The following is a 16,665-nucleotide window of genomic DNA, read 5'->3' as shown; positions in this document are numbered from 1 at the left end:
AAATAGCGGTAGTCCGTATTGAAAGGAGTGGATGACCGTGTTGGAACAACTACGAGCACGCCTTGTGCGCCAGGGGCCGTCGCTGCTGCGCATCCCGCTGAAATTCACGCCGTTCGCCCTGCAGCGCCAACTGCTGCAACAGGTGCTGAGCTGGCAGTTCCGCCAGGCGTTGGCGGATGGCGATCTGGAATTTCTCGAATCGCGCTGGCTGAAGATCGAAGTTCGCGATCTGGCGCTACAATGGTTTATGACGGTAGAAAACGACAAACTGGTGGTCAGCCAGCACGCCGAAGCGGACGTCAGTTTCAGCGGCGACGCCAACGATCTGATCCTGATCGCGGCGCGCAAGCAAGATCCGGATACGCTGTTCTTTCAGCGTCGGCTGCAGATTGAAGGGGATACCGAATTGGGCCTGTATGTGAAAAATTTGATGGACGCCATCGAGCTGGAAAGCATGCCTGCGCCGCTGCGCATGGGGCTGTTGCAGTTGGCTGATTTTGTCGAAGCAGGGTTGCAGGAGGGCACGGCGTCGGCTTCCCGTGTGGCGGTATCATGCTGATCCGCGTAGAGATCCCGGTAGACGCGGCGGGCATAGACGCCTTGCTGCGCCGCGCCTTTGGCCGCGACGACGAAGCCGATCTGGTGCAGCAGCTGCGCGAAGACGGCCTGCTGACGCTGGGCGTGGTCGCCACTGACGACGAAGGCGGGGTGGTGGGTTACGCCGCGTTCAGCCCGGTGGACGTGGCCGGCGAAGATCGCCAATGGGTGGCGCTGGCGCCGCTGGCGGTAGATGAAAGCCTGCGCCGTCAGGGGCTGGCTGAAAAACTGGTGTACGAAGGCTTGGATTCGTTGAACGAATTCAGCTACGCCGCGGTGGTGGTGCTGGGCGATCCGGCCTACTACGGCCGCTTCGGTTTTAAACCGGCCGCCGCCTATGGCCTGAACTGCCGCTGGCCGGACACGGAAAGCGCATTCCAGGTGTATCCGCTGGCGGAAGACGCCCTGAACGGCGTCAGCGGCGAAGTGGCTTTTTCGGCGCCGTTTAATCGCTTTTAACGACCGGCAATAGATACTCCAACGACAGCGGCGGGTGATTCACCAGCCGCTCTTTTTGTATTTTGCTCAGCTGTTTGACGCGGTATTCCAGCTTCAGCGCCGTTGAGCGATCCCCCACCTGGCAGTGAAATGCCAGCGTCAGTTCCCCTTTTCCGCGCAGCGCCTTGGCGCCTTTGCCGGCTTGATGCTGCGCCAGGCGGCGCGCCACGTCGGTGGTGATGCCGGTATACAGCATGCCGCTCGGTAAACGCAGCATGTAGAGGTGCCAGGGAGTGGGGGAAGTGTCGGTCATCGTACGCCGTTTCGGTGGCCAGGGTCGGCGTATGATGGCATGTTCGTCATCACAATCCCATCCCCGGCCGCCGGTGCCCTATCGCTTTACCCCTTTTTTCCCGCCAGCTCGAAGCGCGGCGAAACGATGCCATACAGCGTCCAGCCGAGGAAGGTGGCGATGGCGCCCCACATCATCGCTTCCTCACCGGAGCTGTAGAGCGCGTAGAAGCTGTACAGCGCGCCGATGCCGGCGATGATATTGGCGATGCGCGCCTTGTTGTCCGGCACCTTCGCCACTTTCTGAATAATGACCAGCGCCGCCATCGACAGGATGTAAGGGATGATGTTGGTCACCACCGCCAGGTTCACCAGCACGTTGAACTGCTTGTTCAGCGACGGGCTGATAGTCATCAGCGACAGGCCGCTCTGGATGACGACGATGGTCAACATGCCTTTAACCGGCGCGTCGGCCTTGCTCAGCTTGGAGAAGATTTTCGGGAAGAAGCCGCTGTCGGCGGAGGATTTGAACACCTGAGCGATGGTGAACTGCCAGCCGAGCAGCGAGCCGACGCAGGACATCACCATCAACGCCATGATGATCTTGCCGACCGTCGGGTTGAACATGTGGGAGAACGCCAGCCCGAACGGTGCGGTGGAGTTGGCCAGATCCATGTTCGGCACGATGCCGGCGATCACGTTGGTTGAAATGATATAGATCACCGCCGCGCTTAGGGTGCCGCCCAGTACGGCGATCGGCACGTTGCGCTCCGGGTTTTCCACCACGTCGGTGTTGGCGCAGGCGGATTCCAGCCCCAGGAACGCCCACAGGGTCATCGAGATCGAGGCGCCGATGGCTTCGAAGGTCGGCACCTGATGCGGGTTCCAGGCGGCGACGTAGGCGCTGCCGCTGAACCAGTACCAGCCGATGACCGAGATGCCCACCACCGGAATGATCACGCCCCAGACAGTGATGCCGCTGATTTTGCCGGTGATGCGCGCGCCGCCGAAGTTGGCGACGGTCGCCAGCCACAGCACGCCGATGGTGGCGATACAGATCCCGAGCGGGCTGAGGGTGGTGTCGAACAGCTCGGTGCCGTAGCCGACGGCGGAAATGGCTATGGCGATGTTGGCGATCAGCAGCGAAACGCCGTAGGTGTAGTTCGCCATAAAGTTGCCCGATTTGCCGAAGGCGTATTCGGCGTAGCCGCCCATGCCGCCGGATTTACGGCTGAACATGCCGCATTTGGCGAAGGCGTAGGCCAGCGCCATCGAGCCGACGGCGGTCACCAGCCAGGAAACGATCGAAATCGTGCCCACTTCGGCCAGCTTGGTCGGCAGCATAATTATGCCGGAACCCATCATATTCACGGCGGTCAGGATCGTTAATTGCACGACCCCCATTTTATTATTGGACTTACTCATGATCATTTTCTCTTTTAGGATGCGATCCGGGCGGCGAGAATCATCGCCGCCCCGTAAGGTGATTAATTTTTCATGACGTAGCCGTAAGCGCGGTTCCAACCGTCCTCATCCTGTTGGATATAAACGCCCTGCAATTCCGGCGCGAATCCCGGCAATAAGTTGATGCCTTCTTCCAGTGCCAGGAAATAACGCTGCGCGGCGCCGCCCCAAATTTCACCGGGCACCACGCACAGCACGCCAGGAGGGTAAGGCAGGGCGCCTTCGGCGGCGATGCGGCCCTCGGCTTTAGCCAGCGAGACCAATTCCACATTGCCGCGCACGAACTCGGTATTGGCGTCCTGCGGATTCATCACCACGCGCGGGAAATAACTTTTTCGGAACATCTCTTTTTGCAGTTCTTTAACGTCGTAGCTGACGTAAAGGTCGTGCATTTCCTGGCACAGCTGGCGGATGGTGTAGTTTTTGTAGCGCTGCTGGTGGTTTTTATAGACCGCAGGCAGCACCTCGCTGAGCAGGGAGTTTTGCTCGATGTGCTGCTCGAAGCGGGCGATCAGGGCCACCAGATGCTGCATCTTGGCGATGTCTTCCGCCGGCGTCAGCAGGAACAGGATCGAGTTGAGATCGCATTTTTCCGGCACGATGCCGTTTTCACGCAGGTAGTTGGCCAGAATGGTCGCCGGGATGCCGAACTCGCTGTAGCTGCCGGTGGCGGTATCGATGCCCGGCGTGGTGAGCAGCAGTTTGCACGGATCGACGAAGTACTGCGATTCGGCATAGCCCTCAAAGGCGTGCCATTTCTCGCCGGGCACGAAGTTGAAGAAGCGCAGATCGTTGGCCATCGCCGCGGTGTCATAGGCCTGCCACGGCTTGCCGTCGATCTGATCCGGCACGAACGGTTTGATCATCGTACAGGTATCCAGCAGCATTTTGCGCGCTTCGATCCCCACGCGCACGCACTCCTGCCACAGACGCTGGCCGCTTTTGCCCTCGTGCATCTTGGCGTTGACGTCCAGCGCGGCGAACAGCGGGTAGAACGGGCTGGTAGAGGCGTGCAGCATGAAGGCGTTGTTGAAGCGCTTGTGGTTGCAGTAGCGGCTCTGCCCCTTGATGTGCTTGTCTTTTTTGTGGATCTGCGAGGTTTGTGAGAAGCCGGCCTGCTGTTTGTGCACCGACTGGGTGACGATGATGCCGGGATCGTTTTCGTTCAGCTCCAGCAGCAGCGGCGAGCAGTCTTTCATCATCGGAATGAACTGCTCATAGCCCACCCAGGCGGAGTCGAACAGGATGTAGTCGCACAGGTGGCCAATCTTGTCGACCACCTGGCGGGCGTTGTAGATGGTGCCGTCGTAGGTGCCGAGCTGGATGATCGCCAGGCGGAACGGGCGGGCTTCGTTGGCGCGTTCCGGCGCCACTTCGCGGATCTGTTGGCGCAGGTAGCGTTCGTCGAAGCAGTGCGCGTCGATGCCGCCGATAAAGCCGAACGGGTTGCGGGCGGTTTCCAGATACACCGGCGTGGCGCCGGCCTGGATCAACGCGCCGTGGTGGTTGGATTTATGGTTGTTGCGGTCGAACAGCACCAGATCGCCGCGCGTCAGCAGGGCGTTGGTCGCCACCTTGTTCGAGGCCGAGGTGCCGTTGAGCACGAAGTAGGTCTTGTCGGCATTGAACACCTTGGCGGCGTGCTGCTGCGCGGCGCAAGGCGCGCCTTCGTGGATCAACAGGTCGCCCAGTTTGACGTCGGCATTGCACATATCGGAGCGGAAAAGCGTTTCGCCGTAGAAGTCGAAGAACTGGCGGCCCGCCGGATGTTTACGGAAGAACTCGCCGCCCTGGTGGCCGGGGCAGGCGAAGGTGGCGTTGCCCATTTCCACGTACTGCGTCAGCGTATTGAAGAACGGCGGCAGCAGCTCACTCTCATATTTGGCGGCGGCGGCCTCCAGCTGTTTGCCGTAGAACTGGGTATTCTTGCCGCACAGCTCAAACACGCCATGCAGCGCCGGCAATACGGCGTTATCCAGCTCTTCTTCGCAGCAGACGGCGACGAACAGCGGAATGTTCAGGCCGTGCTCTTCAATGCGCGCCACCATGCCGTGCGTGACGTCGTCTACCGACAGCACGATGGCGGCGACGTCATTGAAATCGCTGTGATGCACATCGACGATGTCGCGTTCAGTTTCAAAGCAGCCGAGGGTTTGGGTGTTGGCGGCAATTTTTAATTTTTTCATTTTTCTCATTCTTCAGGCAAAGGCAGTCCGTCGGCAAATAATTCCATTTGCCGCTAACGCCTTCACGAAAATAAAGGTGTGCGAGAACCCAGCGATGCCGAAAGGCATTAACTGTGTTCGTTGTTTTATTTAGCTTGGATGCGCTTGGCCGAAATTAAGAATGAATTGCGTGTCCTTCCCGGTTAGCGAGAAAGCGATATTATCACCGGCGTGCGGAGAATAAATAAAAACGCAATGACACTCTTATCAACAGCGTAAGAGCGAGGGGAGAGGGTTATCTGTAGTTGAAGAATGCGAAGCTAAAGCAGCTGCGATGAGCCATCATCATAATATGGGTTGTGCGCCTGATATGCGCCATTTTGCGGTTATTGTTTTCCATTTTCTAATCCACCTTGCTGAGTGAAAAGATGGCGCTATTTTAACGCAAGGTGGGCTAAAAATCGTGATGAACGTCACATAAATGCCGGTGTTTATAAATAACTATTCATTGATTATGCAGTGAATTGCATAAACAGCCCCCGGGCAGGCAAATGAGCATGTAAATAAATTGCTAATCGACTCCGGGCGGGTGCGCTAAATTTGCGTGTCGTCAGGGTGGGAATAAAAGAACCGGTCGAATAAGCGGTTGCATAACGATCAAATAAATCCGTCTTGTATTTTTTATGTTATAAATATTTTTCTGGCTCAAGTTAATAAAAATGCATTTATTGTGTTTTTATATTCAATTTGGGTTTTTGATGATTATCGTTATTTGTGACTCGCCTCAACAACGCAGGGTAAGATGAAGTGAGTGAACAGGGAGGCGAGTAACCTTGAATACCCCAGAACAACGGCAGCAGATTGCGGATTTCATCGGCAAACAACACGTCTTGACGCTGTGCGCCGGCGACGGCCTCGACATGTGGTGCGCCAACTGTTTTTACGTGTTCGACGCCGCGGCGATGGCGCTGTGGCTGATGACCGAACCGCACACCCGCCACGGCGGGCTGATGCTGAACAACGGCCGGGTGGTCGGCACCATCGCGCCGAAGCCGAAAAGCATCGCGCTGATCCGCGGCGTGCAGTACCGCGCCGAGGCGGTGCTGCTGAGCGGCGAAGAGGCCGACGCGGCGCGCGCGCGTTACTGCAAGCGCTTCCCGATCGCCAGGGCGATGAAAGCCTCGGTTTGGCGGCTGGATCTGCACGAGGTGAAGATGACCGACAACACCCTCGGCTTCGGCAAGAAGCTGCATTGGGCGCGGTCTATACTTTAAGTCGACGTATTGATTACAACGGGAGATTGCATGGCGCGAGCACTGTTAGTCGGCGCAACCGGGCTGGTGGGGCGCGAGTTGTTGCAGCTGTTGCAAAGCGATCCGCAGATAACGGCCATCGTGGCGCCGACGCGCACGCCGCTGCCGCCGCACGGCAAGCTGACCAACCCGGTCGGCGATGCGCTGTTCGAACTGCTGAGTAGCCTGCAGCAGCCGGTCGATCTGGTGTTCTGCTGCCTGGGCACCACCCGCCGGGCGGCGGGCAGCGCCGATGCCTTCCGCTACGTCGATTATCAACTGGTGGTGGAGAGCGCGCTGACCGGCCGCCGCTTGGGGGCGCAGCACTGCCTGGTGGTGAGCGCGTTGGGCGCCAACGCGGATTCCACCTTCCTGTATAACCGCACCAAAGGCGAGATGGAGCAGGCGCTGCGCGAACAGCACTGGCCGCGCCTGACGCTGGTGCGGCCTTCCATGCTGGTGGGGGATCGCCCCGCGCCGCGCCTGATGGAGCGCCTCACGCTACCGCTGTTCAGGCTGCTGCCCGGCAAATGGCGCGCCGTCTCCGCCAAAGACGTGGCGCAAACGCTGCTGCAGCAGGCGTTCACGCCGGGCGAAGGGGTCAGGGTGCTGGAGTCGGATCGGCTGCACTGCTACCGAGGCTGACGCTGAGGTGATCGAACGCCAGCTCCAGCCCGGCGGGCAGTTCGTTGTCCAGCAGCCACAGATCGAGATGATGGCTGATGTGCGTCAGCAGCGTGCGTTTGGGCTGCAGCAACCGCTGCGTCTCCTGCGCGCGGGTCAGATCGTTGTGGTTGCGCGGCGCCTGCGGCTGCGGCGGTAGGCTGCAATCGAGCACCAGCAGATCCAGCGCCACGTTTTGCAGATAGTCGGCGGTGGCCGGCGGCAGGCCGACGGTGTCGGTCAGGTAGGCCAGCGCAGCGCCTGCCGCCTGGATCAGATAGCCGTGGGTCAGTTTGGAGTGTTGCAGCGGCAGCGGGGTGATGCGCATGCCGCCAAGTTCGACGGTGGCGAAGGGCGCCAGCGGCGGCTGAAACGCCAGAATGCCCGGGTGTTTGAACAGATCGTCGCAACCCTGTTCATCCGGCGGGCCATACACCGGAATGGAATTTCCGCACCCCCAACGCAAAGGAAATAACCCCTGAACGTGATCCATGTGGTAATGTGTCAGTAAAAAACGTTGAATTTGCCCCGCCGAAAATCGCCGCTCCAAAGCCGGCAATCCCGCATCCAATAAGGTCGTTTCCCCCTGATAGTTAAGCATGGCGCTGCATGCTCGCCGCCGAAATGCCGGCTCGCGCCGCGCCCGTTGGCAGATAGGGCAGTCGCAGCCGAACACCGGCACCTGCTGCGCGCCGCCGGTGCCGAGAAAGGTCAGTTGCATCGCTCCCCTCCGTTAAAGGTACTTCTGGGCAAAGCGGTTGATGTCGCGAAAATCCGCCAGCCGCGCCTGCAGCGTGGCGTGATCCCAGTGCCACCACTGGCTGCGTTCGATGCGTTCTATCAGCGCGTCGTCAAAGCGCATGCCGATCTTCTTGGCCGCCACGCCGGCGACGATGCTGTAAGGCTCCACGTCTTTGGTGACCACCGCCGCGCTGCCGATCACCGCGCCGTTGCCGACGCTGACGCCCGGCATCAGGATGGCGTTATGGCCGATCCACACGTCGTGGCCGACGGTGACGTGGTGCTCGCGCCGCCAGTCGAAGAACGCCGCGTCGTCTTCCCCCAGCCCGTATTCGGAGGCGCGGTAGGTAAAGTGGTGCTGCGCGATGCGCTGGTAGGTCGGGTGGTTGCCGGGATTGATGCGCGCATAGGAGGCGATGGAGACGAACTTGCCGATGGTGGCGTAAAAGATCTGGTTGTGCCCGGCGGTATAGGAGTAGTCCCCCATCTCCACCTCTTCCAGGATCGCATCGTTGGCCAGATGCACATATTGGCCGAGCCGGGTGCGGTTAAGGGTCACGTTGTCGCCGATTTTCGGCTGGGCAAAGTCGTTCATGGCGTCGCGTCCTGAGCTTGTCGGGTGGCGGTAGGCAGCAGCGCCAGCAGCGCCGCCAGGGTGTCGTCGAGTGGGCCATCGTTGTGCAGCACCCGGCAGCCAGCGGGCAGACTCTGCTGATATTCCGCCGCCCGCGCCAGCCGCTGCTCGATCTGTTCGGCGCTTTCTCGCCCGCGATCCTGCAGGCGCCGGCGCAGGATCGCGGCGCTGACCTGCAGGCACACCGGCAGCAGCTGCGCGCCATAGCGCTGCTGCGCCTGCGGCAGGTGGGCGCGCGAACCGTTGACCGCCACGTCGATCCCCTGCAGCAGCCAAAGATCCACTTCGATCCCGAACGCGTAGCGCTGCTGGTGGGCCTGCCAGTCGAGTGCGAACAGCCCCTTGGCGCGGCGGCGCAGAAATTCCGGTTCGCTCAGCGCGATGTGATTCTCGCAGCCGGCGTCCGCCGGCCGGGTAATGTAACGGTGCGCCACCAGCGGTGCGCGGTCGGCGTCGGCCCGCAGCGCGGCCAGCAGGCTGTCCTTGCCTGCGCCGGAAGGCCCCATCAGGTAGATGAGCCGCGCCATCAGAACACCTGCCGGCCCTGGCGCCACACGTTCTGCACGTGAACGTGCTCACCGTGCGGCCGCGCCAGCACCAGATCCGCCCGCAATCCTTCGGCGATGGTGCCGCGATCCTGCAGATCCAGCGCCCGCGCCGGGTTGCGGGTGATCATGCGCACCGCCTGGGGCAGATCGTAGGCGTTGCGTTCGTCCGCCGCGAGGCGAAACGCCGCGTCCAGCAGGCTGGCCGGGTAATAATCGGAAGAGAGAATATCCAGCACCCCCAGCGCCGCCAGGTGGTGCGCCGCCACGTTGCCGGAGTGGGAACCGCCGCGCACGATGTTCGGCGCGCCCATCAGCACCTGCAGGCCCTGCTGGTGCGAGGCGCGGGCGGCCGCTTCGGTGGTGGGGAACTCGGCAATGGCGCTGCCCAGCGCGCAGGATTCGGCGACGTGCGCGGCGGTGGCATCGTCATGGCTGGCCAACGAGATGCGGCGCGCGCGGCAGTGGGCGGCGATCGCCTCGCGGTTCGGCGCGGCCCAGCGGGCGGATAGGGCGACCTGCTGCTCCTCGTATTCGCTCATCTGCTGGTCGTTGAGGTGGTATTTGCCCTGATAGTATTCGCGGTATTTTTCGCGCGAGGCGAACTGGCGCTGGCCCGGCGAGTGATCCATCAGCGACACCAGCGACACGCCCGGCTTGTCCATCAGCTGTTCGAACAGCGGCAGCGTGCTCTCGTGCGGTAGCTCGCAGCGCAGGTGCAGCCGGTGTTCGGCGCGGTTCACCCCGGCGCGCTGGCTGTGGATCACCGCGTCGATCATCTTCTGCAGGTTTTCCAGCCTGTGGCCGCCGTCGCGCACGTCGCCGATCGCCACCGCGTCCAGTACCGTGGTGATGCCGTTGGCCACCATCAGCGCGTCGTGGCTGCTCATCGCCGAATGGGCCGGCCAGTCAACGTTCGGGCGCGGGGTAAAGAACTTGTCCAGGTTGTCGGTATGCAGCTCGATCAGCCCCGGCAGCAGCCAGCCGCCGTCGCCGTCCAGCGCCTGCGGCAGCCGGCTCGGGCCGTCGGCGAAGCTGCGGATCACGCCGTCCTGCATCTCCAGCGAGCCTTGCACCACCTGGTCATCCAGCACCAGCTTAACGTTATTGACGATCATCAGAGGGCCTCCAGCGCCTGCGGCGCCTGCATGTCATAAAGCCGGTCGGCGACCTGTTGGCGGACGCCTTCATCGTGAAAAATGCCGACGATCGCCGCGCCGCGCGCCTTGGCGCGTTCGATAAGTTGCACCACCGCCGCGCTGTTGCGGCTGTCGAGCGAGGCGGTCGGTTCGTCCAGCAACAGAATGGGGTAATCGACGATAAAGCCGCGCGCGATGTTCACCCGCTGCTGCTCGCCGCCGGAGAAGGTGGACGGCGCCAGCGGCCACAGGCGCTGCGGCACGTTGAGCGCGGCGAGCAGTGCTTCGGCGCGTTCTCGGCACTCGGCGCGTTCGACGCCCTGTTCCAGCAGCGGCTGCATCACCACCTCCAGCGCGCTGATGCGCGGGATCACCCGCAGGAACTGGCTGACCCAGCCCAGCGTATGGCGGCGCACCGCCAGAATCTGGCGCGCATCGGCGCTGACCATGTCCAGCCAGTCGCCCTGGTGGTTGATCCAGATATGGCCGCTATCCGGCAGGTAGTTGGCGTACAGCGAGCGCAGCAGGGTGGATTTGCCGCTGCCGGAGTGGCCGTGCAGCACCACGCATTCGCCGCTGCCGACCGTCAGGTTGGCGTCGTGCAGCACCGGCAGGCGGGTGCCGTACTGCTGGTGCAGCACAAAGGTTTTACTGAGATGTTCAACTCGAATTTGCATAGTCATCTGTATATCGCCTTGGGTTACGACAGCACCGAAGAAACCAGCAGCTGGGTATAAGGATGGTGCGGATCGTCCAGCACCCGGTCGGTCAGGCCGCTCTCCACCACTTCGCCCTGTTTCATCACCAGCAGGCGGTGGGCCAGCAGCCGCGCCACGCCGAGATCGTGGGTAACGATCACCGCCGCCAGCTGCATTTCCACCACCAGGCTGCGCAGCAGATCGAGCAGGCGCGCCTGCACCGACACGTCCAGCCCGCCGGTCGGCTCATCCATAAACACCAGCTTGGGGTGGGTGACCAGGTTGCGGGCGATCTGCAGCCGCTGCTGCATGCCGCCGGAGAAGGTGGTCGGCAGATCGTCGAGGCGCGACAGCGGGATTTCGACGTCTTCCAGCCACTGGCCGGCCTGGCGGCGAATGTCGCCATAGTGGCGCTGGCCGATGGCCATCAGCCGTTCGCCGATGTTGCCGCCGGCGGAGACCTGCGGCCGCAGGCCGTCGAGCGGGTGCTGGTGCACCACGCCCCAGTCGGTGCGCAGCAGGCGGCGGCGATCGCTCTCCGCCATGGCGTACAGGTCGTGTTCCTGGCCCGCCTGCGGGCGGTAAAGGATCTGCCCGCGCTGCGGCGCCAGCCGCGCCGAGATCGATTTCAGCAGCGTGGTTTTGCCGGAGCCGGATTCGCCGACGATGCCCAGCACTTCGCCGGGGTAGATGTCGAACGACACGTCGCTGAAGCCCTTGCCGGGGGCGTACAGGTGGGTGAGCCGGTTCACCGACAGCAGCGGGGTGGTGCTCAAAGGGGTGAAAGTCATCAGTGCTGCGCCTCTTGCGAAGATTGCGCCAGCTGCTGCCGGCAGTAGTCGGTGTCCGAACAGACGAACATGCGGTTGCCCCGATCGTCGAGCACCACCTCGTCCAGGTAGCTGTGGCGCGAGCCGCACAGCGCGCAGGGTTCGTCCCACTGCTGCACGCTGAACGGATGGTCGTCGAAGTCCAGGCTTTCCACCTTGGTGAACGGCGGCAGGGCGTAGATGCGTTTCTCGCGCCCGGCGCCGAACAGCTGCAGCGCCGGCATCATGTGCATTTTCGGGTTGTCGAATTTCGGGATCGGCGACGGATCCATCACGTAGCGATCGTTGACCTTCACCGGGTAGGCATAGGTGGTGGCGATATGGCCGTAGCGCGCGATGTCCTCATACAGCTTCACCTGCATCACGCCGTACTCCTCCAGCGCGTGCATCTTGCGGGTCTCGGTTTCGCGCGGTTCGATAAAGCGCAGCGGCTCCGGGATCGGCACCTGATAGATCAGGATCTGGTCTTCGCGCAGCGCGGTTTCCGGAATGCGGTGACGGGTTTGGATCAGCGTGGCCTCCGGCGTGCGTTCGGTGGTGGCCACCCCGGCGACGCGCTGGAAGAAGCGGCGGATCGACACCGCGTTGGTGGTGTCGTCGGCGCCCTGGTCGATCACCTTCAGCACGTCGGTGCGGCCGATAACGCTGGCGGTGAGCTGAATGCCGCCGGTGCCCCAGCCGTAGGGCATCGGCATCTCGCGGCCGCCGAACGGCACCTGATAGCCGGGGATCGCCACCGCCTTCAGGATGGCGCGGCGGATCATGCGTTTGGTCTGCTCGTCCAGATAGCCGAGGTTATAGCCGGTCAATACTTCACTCATTGCGGGCCTCCTGACGCTCGCTGTATTCCTGTCGCAGCCGCTTGAGCAGCTCCAGTTCGGCCTGGAAGTCGACGTAGTGCGGCAGCTTGAGATGGGAGACGAACCCGGCGGCCTCGACGTTGTCGGCGTGGGCCAGCACGAACTCTTCGTCCTGCGCCGGGCCGGCGACGCCTTCGCCGTAGTCGGGGCTCTGCAATGCGCGGTCCACCAACGCCATCGCCATCGCCTTGCGTTCGGCGCGGCCGAACACCAGCCCGTAACCGCGGGTGAAGTGCGGCGGATGGTCCTGCGGATCGACGAAGCCGTTGACCATTTCGCACTCGGTCAGCAGGATTTCGCCGATATCGATGGCGAAACCGAGCTCTTCAGGCACGATCTCCACCGAAACGTGGCCGGTGCGGATCTCGCCGGCGAACGGGTGGTTGCGGCCGTAGCCGCGCTGGGTGGCGTAGCCGAGCGCCAGCAGAAAACCTTCGTCGCCGCGCACCAGCTGCTGCAGGCGCGCTGAGCGCGAGCAGGGGTAAACCGGCGGGTTGCGGGTGATGTCGTCCGGCGCGCTGCCGTCGTCCTGTTCCTCGCGCGCCAGCAGCTGGCGACACAACAGATCGAACACGTGGCTGCAGTTGTCCGGCAGCGGTTCGTCGGCCTGCGGCGCGCGCGACGCCTCGCCTTCCGCCAGCAGCGCGAAGTCCAGCAGCCGGTGGGTGTAGTCGTAGGTTGGCCCCAGCACCTGCCCGCCGGGCAAGTCCTTGTAAACCGCCGAGATGCGCCGCTCCAGCCGCATGTTTTCGCTGGCCAGCGGCTCGCTGACCGCGAGGCGCGGCAGGGTGGTGCGATAGGCGCGCAGCAGGAAGATCGCCTCCACCAGATCGCCGCTGGCCTGTTTGATGGCCAGCGCCGCCAGCTCGCGATCGTAGATGCCGCCTTCGGTCATCACCCGATCCACCGCCAGCCCCAGCTGCTGTTCGATTTGTTCCGCGCCGAGCGCCGGCAGCGCGTCGTCGCCGCGCCGCAGCTGTTCCTGCAGCTGATGGGCGGCCTCAATGGCTTTTTCGCCCCCTTTTACCGCTACGTACATCAGCACACCTCCACGCGGGTGGTCCGCGGGATCGCCAGCAGGCGATCGCCGCAGGTCAGCAAAATATCCAGCCCCAGCGGGAAGCGCTGCGGGCGGTTGACCAAATAATCCAGCAGCGCCGGCGGCAGGCGCGGCGCTATCAGGCGTTGGCTCTCGATGCCGGGGCCGGTCAGGCGCAGCGCGGCGCCGTTCTCCAGCTCAGCAAGCTGCACCACCACCGTGGCGCCGAATTCCGGCGAGATTTCAGTGCCGTGCGGCAACGCCTGCAGATCGGCGGCCTGCACGTGCTCATCGAACAGGGCAAAACAGACCTCCTGCGCCGTGGCGGCCAGCGGCGCGCCGCTGTGAAAACGAATGTTTGTTAGCACTTGCTCACTTTTGAGCGCCGCGCACAGCTGCAGCGGCGTTTCCTGATCGGCCAGCGTCAGCAGCGCGGCGGTGCTGGCGGCGTTCAGCGGCGCCCAGGCCGGGCCGTTCGGCAGCGTCACCCGGTGGCCCGGTTCGCTCAAGGCTTTAAGAATCAAACGGAAAGCGTGCTGCGATTGGTCTATCGGTTGCTCAAAACCGGTCAATAAACTCATGGCTTAATCCCCTCGCACCAGCGTAAAGAAGTCCACCCGGCTGGCGGCGATCGCCCGGGCGCGCAGCTGGCGCTGTTCATGCTGCAGCGCGGCCAGCGGTGCGATCAGCTGTTGTTGCAGGCGCTCGCCGTGTTCCGGCTGTTGCAGCAGCGCATCGGCCAGCGCGCACAGCTCGGCGTGCGCCTTGTCGCGCCCGGCGATATAGCTGTAGCCGTAGCCGCCGTTGTCCAGCTGCACCACCGCGCGGGTGACCGTCATGTCCCCCAGCACGAAGCGGCGGCCGGTGGCGCCCATGCGCCCCTGCAGCTGGGCCAGGCCGATCTCCGGCGCGCGGATGCTGCGGTAACCCGGGCTGAGGTTCAGCGCCTGCCAGTGGCTGCGCAGCTGCTCGGGCCGGCTGTGCGCCAGCACCGACATCCAGCGTTGTCTCGACTCTAAGGCTTGCATTCAGTGCTCCATCGTCAGTTCAATCATGTCGGCGCGGGCCAGGCTGACGGAGTATTCCGCCACGTCTTCGCCGCCGCTGCGGACGTTAAGGGTGCGCACGCACAGCAGCGGCGCGTGGGTGGCGATCTCCAGCAGCCGGCTCTCTTTGGCCTGCGCGCGGCGCGCGCTGATGCGCGTCTGGCGGCGGGTCAGCGGCTGCTGCAGGTGCTGTTCGATAAACTGGTGCAGCGAACCGCTGTGGAACTGCTGCAGCGCCGGCCACCAGTCAAGATCGGGCAAATAGTGGTCGATCACGCTCATCGGCACACCGTTGACCCGGCGCAGGGTGCGCAGGTGGATCACCATTTCGCCTTCTTCACGCGAGAGTGCGCTGGCGACATGCCCATTGCACGGGCGCAAGACAGCGAGTAAGCGCTCACTGGTGGGGTGGCTGCCCTGCTCGAACAGGTTCTGGCTGAAGCGGGTATTGGCGTGCAGCGGGTAGTCGTAAGGCCGCATCAGCACCAGAATGCCGACGCCGTGGCGGCGCTGCAGCCAGCCGCGCTCTACCAGCTGATCTACCGCGCGGCGCAGGGTGTGGCGATTGACCTGGTAACGTTCGGCCAGCTGCTGTTCCGAAGGCAGGTAGTCGCCGCAGCGGTATTGCGTGCGCAGCTCCTGTTCCAGCTGCGCGGCGATCTGCTGATAGCGGGTGGGGTAAGTGATCGGATGTCTAGATAACTCCATCATAATAAAAACCTCGTCATACCGATGGCTGTGCGATGAAGGCGGAAGCGGTGCGTTTCATCGTGCGTCTACCCTGTGGTTTTCAAGTTGGCATCATGGTGCCGGGCGCAGATGACAATCGCGTTACGCGTCGGTGGCGAACAGATGAACTATTTTGGACAGCCCGGGCGTGCACGGGCGGCGGCGGCGCGCTATGCTGGCGCCACTGTTGACTGACTCTGGCCGCTACCATGCCGCAATCTCTGAACGCCCCTGAACACGCCCCACGCGCCTGGCCGCTGTGGAAACCGATCCTGTTTCTGCTGGTGGTGGCCGTCGGCCTCTACTACGTCAAATGGCAGCCTTACTACGGCAAAGCGTTCGTGGCGGCGGACAGCCATTCGATCGGCAAATCGATCCTGGCCGACGGCGCCGGGAGCCCCTGGCTGGCGGCCTGGCAGTACGCGCTGGTCTATTTCACCGCGGTGTGGAAGGCGGCGCTGCTCGGGGTGCTGTTAGGTTCGCTGGTGCAGGTGCTGATCCCGCGCGACTGGCTGGCGCGCACGCTCGGCCACCGGCGTTTTTCCGGCACCGTGCTGGGCGCGCTGATCGCGCTGCCGGGCATGATGTGCACCTGCTGCGCCGCACCGGTTGCCGCCGGCATGCGCCGCCAGTCGGTATCCAGCGGCGCCGCGCTGGCCTTTTGGCTCGCCAACCCGGTACTGAACCCGGCGACGCTGGTGTTTATGGGGTTTGTGCTCGGTTGGCCGTTCGCCGCCATCCGCCTGGTGGCGGGCGTGGTGATGGTGCTGGGCATCGCCTGGCTGGTGCAGCGCGTGACCGCCAACGACCCGCAGCCCGCCACGCCGCAGCCGCCGGTGATGACGGCGCAGAGCGATGAGCGGCCGTTCCTCGCCCGCTGGGGCAAAGCGCTGTGGGCGCTGTTTTGGTCGACCATCCCGATCTACGTGCTGGCGGTGCTGGCGCTGGGCGCAGCGCGGGTCTGGCTGTTCCCGCACGCCGACGGCGCCGTCGACAATAGCCTGCTGTGGATCATCGCGCTGGCGATCGTCGGCTGCCTGTTCGTTATCCCCACCGCGGCGGAGATCCCGATCGTGCAGACCATGATGCTGGCGGGCATGGGCGCAGGCCCGGCGCTGGCGCTGCTGATGACCCTGCCGGCGGTCAGCCTGCCTTCGCTGCTGATGCTCAACAAAGCCTTCTCCGCCCGCGCGCTGTGCCTGACGGCGGCGTTGGTGGCGCTGTGCGGCGTGCTGACCGGCGTGGTGGGGATGGGGTTGGTGTAACGGATTCGTGACTTGACGCTATCTCAATGGAGGAGATGGAAGTGGAACAGCGGAATAAACCTGAAATGGACGTAGAGGCGATGTTGCTGGAGCAAGCGTTGCGTGAAAGGGTGGATGCCGCCCTTGAACGCTTAAGAAACGGCACCGTGGTTTATCTCAGCCATTCGGAGGTAGAAAAACGAATGGCTATATTTAAAGCGAAAATGCGGGGGCGTTATCGGTGAGGGGG

21 protein-coding genes are annotated in these 16,665 nt (G+C 63.1%); 6 read left to right on the top strand and 15 right to left on the bottom strand.

What is annotated here, in order from left to right; translation table 11 throughout:
* The first annotated feature begins 37 nt into the window (after positions 1 to 37).
* Positions 38 to 559, top strand: a complete 522-nt coding sequence (gene ubiT / locus ACJ8HH_RS15605; protein WP_039567957.1) for a ubiquinone anaerobic biosynthesis accessory factor UbiT — start codon at positions 38 to 40, stop codon at positions 557 to 559.
* Complete coding sequence (locus ACJ8HH_RS15600) at positions 553 to 1,056, top strand: GNAT family N-acetyltransferase (protein WP_033648656.1); 504 nt, start codon at positions 553 to 555, stop codon at positions 1,054 to 1,056. Before ubiT ends, ACJ8HH_RS15600 begins: the two co-directional genes overlap by 7 nt.
* Here the strand turns inward: ACJ8HH_RS15600 and ACJ8HH_RS15595 are convergent.
* The 4 genes from ACJ8HH_RS15595 to speFL all read right to left on the bottom strand — a co-directional run bounded on the left by ACJ8HH_RS15595 (position 1,043) and on the right by speFL (position 5,355).
* Complete coding sequence (locus tag ACJ8HH_RS15595; RefSeq protein ID WP_139291246.1) at positions 1,043 to 1,348, bottom strand: GIY-YIG nuclease family protein; 306 nt, start codon at positions 1,346 to 1,348, stop codon at positions 1,043 to 1,045. The genes ACJ8HH_RS15600 and ACJ8HH_RS15595 overlap by 14 nt on opposite strands.
* An 86-nt stretch (positions 1,349 to 1,434) precedes the next feature.
* Positions 1,435 to 2,751, bottom strand: a complete 1,317-nt coding sequence (potE, locus tag ACJ8HH_RS15590; RefSeq protein ID WP_025305085.1) for a putrescine-ornithine antiporter — start codon at positions 2,749 to 2,751, stop codon at positions 1,435 to 1,437.
* Between the two features lie 62 nt (positions 2,752 to 2,813).
* Positions 2,814 to 4,976, bottom strand: a complete 2,163-nt coding sequence (gene speF, locus ACJ8HH_RS15585; RefSeq protein ID WP_033648654.1) for an ornithine decarboxylase SpeF — start codon at positions 4,974 to 4,976, stop codon at positions 2,814 to 2,816.
* A gap of 274 nt (positions 4,977 to 5,250) precedes the next feature.
* On the bottom strand, positions 5,251 to 5,355 hold the full coding sequence (gene speFL, locus ACJ8HH_RS15580; protein WP_004933443.1) for a leader peptide SpeFL: 105 nt from the start codon (positions 5,353 to 5,355) through the stop codon (positions 5,251 to 5,253).
* A 433-nt stretch (positions 5,356 to 5,788) separates the two neighbouring features.
* Between speFL and ACJ8HH_RS15575 the strand changes: the two genes are divergently transcribed.
* The gene (locus tag ACJ8HH_RS15575; RefSeq protein ID WP_033652767.1) at positions 5,789 to 6,229 is read left to right on the top strand and encodes a YhbP family protein; all 441 of its coding nucleotides are present in this window, start codon (positions 5,789 to 5,791) and stop codon (positions 6,227 to 6,229) included.
* A gap of 30 nt (positions 6,230 to 6,259) precedes the next feature.
* Positions 6,260 to 6,892: an NAD(P)H-binding protein gene (locus ACJ8HH_RS15570; protein WP_033652768.1), complete on the top strand. Its 633-nt coding sequence runs from the start codon at positions 6,260 to 6,262 to the stop codon at positions 6,890 to 6,892.
* Here the strand turns inward: ACJ8HH_RS15570 and phnP are convergent.
* The 11 genes from phnP to phnF are packed head-to-tail and all read right to left on the bottom strand — an operon-like array spanning position 6,849 to position 15,153.
* Entirely contained in the window at positions 6,849 to 7,631 is a 783-nt protein-coding gene (phnP, locus tag ACJ8HH_RS15565) for a phosphonate metabolism protein PhnP (RefSeq protein WP_039567766.1), read from the bottom strand. The two genes, ACJ8HH_RS15570 and phnP, sit on opposite strands and share 44 nt — an antisense overlap.
* Positions 7,632 to 7,643: 12 nt before the next feature.
* The gene (locus tag ACJ8HH_RS15560) at positions 7,644 to 8,246 is read right to left on the bottom strand and encodes a DapH/DapD/GlmU-related protein (RefSeq protein ID WP_060451791.1); all 603 of its coding nucleotides are present in this window, start codon (positions 8,244 to 8,246) and stop codon (positions 7,644 to 7,646) included.
* Positions 8,243 to 8,812, bottom strand: a complete 570-nt coding sequence (gene phnN / locus ACJ8HH_RS15555) for a ribose 1,5-bisphosphokinase (RefSeq protein WP_033636843.1) — start codon at positions 8,810 to 8,812, stop codon at positions 8,243 to 8,245. The genes ACJ8HH_RS15560 and phnN overlap by 4 nt, the downstream gene beginning before the upstream one ends.
* Positions 8,812 to 9,948 carry an alpha-D-ribose 1-methylphosphonate 5-triphosphate diphosphatase gene (gene phnM / locus ACJ8HH_RS15550; protein WP_043148231.1) on the bottom strand — a complete coding sequence of 379 codons (1,137 nt, stop codon included), beginning with the start codon at positions 9,946 to 9,948 and terminating at the stop codon, positions 8,812 to 8,814. The genes phnN and phnM overlap by 1 nt, the downstream gene beginning before the upstream one ends.
* The gene (gene phnL, locus ACJ8HH_RS15545; RefSeq protein WP_033636844.1) at positions 9,948 to 10,652 is read right to left on the bottom strand and encodes a phosphonate C-P lyase system protein PhnL; all 705 of its coding nucleotides are present in this window, start codon (positions 10,650 to 10,652) and stop codon (positions 9,948 to 9,950) included. Before phnL ends, phnM begins: the two co-directional genes overlap by 1 nt.
* Positions 10,653 to 10,669: 17 nt before the next feature.
* Positions 10,670 to 11,458, bottom strand: a complete 789-nt coding sequence (gene phnK / locus ACJ8HH_RS15540; RefSeq protein ID WP_033648648.1) for a phosphonate C-P lyase system protein PhnK — start codon at positions 11,456 to 11,458, stop codon at positions 10,670 to 10,672.
* The gene (locus ACJ8HH_RS15535; RefSeq protein WP_033648647.1) at positions 11,458 to 12,318 is read right to left on the bottom strand and encodes an alpha-D-ribose 1-methylphosphonate 5-phosphate C-P-lyase PhnJ; all 861 of its coding nucleotides are present in this window, start codon (positions 12,316 to 12,318) and stop codon (positions 11,458 to 11,460) included. Before ACJ8HH_RS15535 ends, phnK begins: the two co-directional genes overlap by 1 nt.
* Positions 12,311 to 13,396 carry a carbon-phosphorus lyase complex subunit PhnI gene (locus ACJ8HH_RS15530; RefSeq protein ID WP_048321244.1) on the bottom strand — a complete coding sequence of 362 codons (1,086 nt, stop codon included), beginning with the start codon at positions 13,394 to 13,396 and terminating at the stop codon, positions 12,311 to 12,313. The genes ACJ8HH_RS15535 and ACJ8HH_RS15530 overlap by 8 nt, the downstream gene beginning before the upstream one ends.
* Complete coding sequence (gene phnH / locus ACJ8HH_RS15525) at positions 13,396 to 13,977, bottom strand: phosphonate C-P lyase system protein PhnH (protein WP_033652775.1); 582 nt, start codon at positions 13,975 to 13,977, stop codon at positions 13,396 to 13,398. The genes ACJ8HH_RS15530 and phnH overlap by 1 nt, the downstream gene beginning before the upstream one ends.
* Before the next feature lie 3 nt (positions 13,978 to 13,980).
* Positions 13,981 to 14,424 carry a phosphonate C-P lyase system protein PhnG gene (phnG, locus tag ACJ8HH_RS15520; protein WP_019453314.1) on the bottom strand — a complete coding sequence of 148 codons (444 nt, stop codon included), beginning with the start codon at positions 14,422 to 14,424 and terminating at the stop codon, positions 13,981 to 13,983.
* Entirely contained in the window at positions 14,425 to 15,153 is a 729-nt protein-coding gene (phnF, locus tag ACJ8HH_RS15515; protein WP_048321245.1) for a phosphonate metabolism transcriptional regulator PhnF, read from the bottom strand.
* A gap of 227 nt (positions 15,154 to 15,380) precedes the next feature.
* Between phnF and ACJ8HH_RS15510 the strand changes: the two genes are divergently transcribed.
* Both ACJ8HH_RS15510 and ACJ8HH_RS15505 read left to right on the top strand, forming a co-directional pair.
* Positions 15,381 to 16,436: a permease gene (locus ACJ8HH_RS15510; RefSeq protein WP_048321246.1), complete on the top strand. Its 1,056-nt coding sequence runs from the start codon at positions 15,381 to 15,383 to the stop codon at positions 16,434 to 16,436.
* Positions 16,437 to 16,471: 35 nt separating this feature from the next.
* Entirely contained in the window at positions 16,472 to 16,660 is a 189-nt protein-coding gene (locus ACJ8HH_RS15505; RefSeq protein WP_225845560.1) for a hypothetical protein, read from the top strand.
* Positions 16,661 to 16,665: the final 5 nt, after the last annotated feature.

The sequence above is a fragment of the Serratia sp. CY32780 genome, from assembly GCF_052169135.1.
Classification (GTDB): domain Bacteria; phylum Pseudomonadota; class Gammaproteobacteria; order Enterobacterales; family Enterobacteriaceae; genus Serratia; species Serratia sarumanii.
The sequence above is the reverse complement of the archived record's forward strand: the minus strand, read 5'-3'. Positions and strand labels throughout refer to the sequence as shown.

What these genes read in the sequence shown, in the direction of transcription:
- ACJ8HH_RS15600 (WP_033648656.1), top strand. Translation starts at nt 553, where the DNA reads ATGCTGATCCGCGTAGAGATCCCGGTAGACGCGGCGGGCATAGACGCC.
- ACJ8HH_RS15595 (WP_139291246.1), bottom strand. Translation starts at nt 1,348, where the DNA reads ATGACCGACACTTCCCCCACTCCCTGGCACCTCTACATGCTGCGTTTA.
- potE (WP_025305085.1), bottom strand. Translation starts at nt 2,751, where the DNA reads ATGAGTAAGTCCAATAATAAAATGGGGGTCGTGCAATTAACGATCCTG.
- speF (WP_033648654.1), bottom strand. Translation starts at nt 4,976, where the DNA reads ATGAAAAAATTAAAAATTGCCGCCAACACCCAAACCCTCGGCTGCTTT.
- speFL (WP_004933443.1), bottom strand. Translation starts at nt 5,355, where the DNA reads ATGGAAAACAATAACCGCAAAATGGCGCATATCAGGCGCACAACCCAT.
- ACJ8HH_RS15570 (WP_033652768.1), top strand. Translation starts at nt 6,260, where the DNA reads ATGGCGCGAGCACTGTTAGTCGGCGCAACCGGGCTGGTGGGGCGCGAG.
- phnP (WP_039567766.1), bottom strand. Translation starts at nt 7,631, where the DNA reads ATGCAACTGACCTTTCTCGGCACCGGCGGCGCGCAGCAGGTGCCGGTG.
- ACJ8HH_RS15560 (WP_060451791.1), bottom strand. Translation starts at nt 8,246, where the DNA reads ATGAACGACTTTGCCCAGCCGAAAATCGGCGACAACGTGACCCTTAAC.
- phnN (WP_033636843.1), bottom strand. Translation starts at nt 8,812, where the DNA reads ATGGCGCGGCTCATCTACCTGATGGGGCCTTCCGGCGCAGGCAAGGAC.
- phnM (WP_043148231.1), bottom strand. Translation starts at nt 9,948, where the DNA reads ATGATCGTCAATAACGTTAAGCTGGTGCTGGATGACCAGGTGGTGCAA.
- phnL (WP_033636844.1), bottom strand. Translation starts at nt 10,652, where the DNA reads ATGACTATGCAAATTCGAGTTGAACATCTCAGTAAAACCTTTGTGCTG.
- phnK (WP_033648648.1), bottom strand. Translation starts at nt 11,458, where the DNA reads ATGACTTTCACCCCTTTGAGCACCACCCCGCTGCTGTCGGTGAACCGG.
- ACJ8HH_RS15535 (WP_033648647.1), bottom strand. Translation starts at nt 12,318, where the DNA reads ATGAGTGAAGTATTGACCGGCTATAACCTCGGCTATCTGGACGAGCAG.
- ACJ8HH_RS15530 (WP_048321244.1), bottom strand. Translation starts at nt 13,396, where the DNA reads ATGTACGTAGCGGTAAAAGGGGGCGAAAAAGCCATTGAGGCCGCCCAT.
- phnH (WP_033652775.1), bottom strand. Translation starts at nt 13,977, where the DNA reads ATGAGTTTATTGACCGGTTTTGAGCAACCGATAGACCAATCGCAGCAC.
- phnG (WP_019453314.1), bottom strand. Translation starts at nt 14,424, where the DNA reads ATGCAAGCCTTAGAGTCGAGACAACGCTGGATGTCGGTGCTGGCGCAC.
- phnF (WP_048321245.1), bottom strand. Translation starts at nt 15,153, where the DNA reads ATGATGGAGTTATCTAGACATCCGATCACTTACCCCACCCGCTATCAG.
- ACJ8HH_RS15510 (WP_048321246.1), top strand. Translation starts at nt 15,381, where the DNA reads ATGCCGCAATCTCTGAACGCCCCTGAACACGCCCCACGCGCCTGGCCG.
- ACJ8HH_RS15505 (WP_225845560.1), top strand. Translation starts at nt 16,472, where the DNA reads ATGGAAGTGGAACAGCGGAATAAACCTGAAATGGACGTAGAGGCGATG.